The organism is Novosphingobium chloroacetimidivorans (assembly GCF_014204535.1).
In the GTDB taxonomy this organism is placed as follows: domain Bacteria; phylum Pseudomonadota; class Alphaproteobacteria; order Sphingomonadales; family Sphingomonadaceae; genus Novosphingobium; species Novosphingobium chloroacetimidivorans.
The window spans coordinates 1-1,125 of record NZ_JACHLR010000086.1; the positions used below are offsets into that span (position 1 = coordinate 1).

General features: G+C 64.8%; 1 protein-coding gene. It reads right to left on the reverse strand.

The window, feature by feature from the left end:
* Positions 1–67: 67 nt before the first annotated feature.
* On the reverse strand, positions 68–913 hold the full coding sequence (gene istB / locus HNO88_RS21960; RefSeq protein WP_184250973.1) for an IS21-like element helper ATPase IstB: 846 nt from the start codon (positions 911–913) through the stop codon (positions 68–70).
* Positions 914–1,125: the final 212 nt, after the last annotated feature.

A 1,125-nucleotide genomic window follows, 5' to 3' on the forward strand; every position in this document is an offset into this window, starting at 1 on the left:
GTGTCAACGCCGACTGGATAATCCCCAAAAGTGCCGATCGAAAATTCCCCACTTTGCGGTTCGGGGATCAGCCGAGGCGGTGATCGATGGGGCGCTCCTTGGGTGGTCTGCCTCGGCGGCGAGGCGGCGGCGGTGGGTTGATCGTCGCGATCGTCCTGGTGTGTTCCGGGACGAGGTCGGTGTGTGCACGCAGCCTGTAGCTGGCGCCCTCAATCTGGATGACGATCGCGTGGTGCAGCAACCTGTCCAGCAGCGCGGTCGCGACGACGGGATCGCCGAAGACCTCGCCCCACTCGGCAAAGCCGCGGTTGGAGGTGAGGATCATGGCGCCTTTCTCGTAGCGTGAGTTGACGAGTTGGAAGAAGAGGTTGGCGCCACCGGGCGTGACCGGCAGGTAGCCGATCTCGTCGACGATCAGCAGGCTGTTGCGGTTGAAGAAGCGCAGCTTTTCGGGGAGCCTGCCGTCGCGTTCGGCGCGCACCAGCATGTCGATCACTTCGGCGAGGCTCGCCCTGTAAACGCGCTTGCCGGCTCGGACTGCCTCGACGCCCAAGGCTGTCGCCAGGTGCGATTTGCCGGTGCCAGGCGGGCCGAGGAGATGGACCACGTCGCCGCGCTCGACGAAGTCGAGCTGGGCAAGTGCCAAGACCCGGCTTCGATCCAGGGATGGCTGGAAGGAGAAGTCGAAGCCCTCGATCGTCTTCATCGGCACGAGGCGGGATGTCTTGACCCCAACGCTGAAGCGCCGGCTTTCCCGGTTGCCGTGCTCATGGGACAGCAGGATGTCGATGGCCTCGATCGCCGTCATCTCGCCGCGCTCGAGGCAGCGAATGGTGTGATCGAGCGCCTCCAGCGCTCGAGGCATCTTCAAGCCAACAAGACTTGTGCGAATGCGTTCGATGATCTCGCTCATGGCCGAACCTCGCTTGCTGCGAGGCGTCGCCCGACCGCCTCGTAGAAGCCCAGCGAGCGTCGCCCGATCTCACGGCCAGAAGGCTGTGCAGCTGTCGCCGTCCGGGCCGGAGCAAGGCGCCTGTGGGCAGGATCGACCCGTCGCTGGTTGCGTCCGTCGAGTACCGGATGGACTGCGATGAGCTTGCGATCCTCGAAGATGCGGATCTCGCG

What these genes read in the sequence shown, in the direction of transcription:
- istB (WP_184250973.1), bottom strand. Translation starts at nt 913, where the DNA reads ATGAGCGAGATCATCGAACGCATTCGCACAAGTCTTGTTGGCTTGAAG.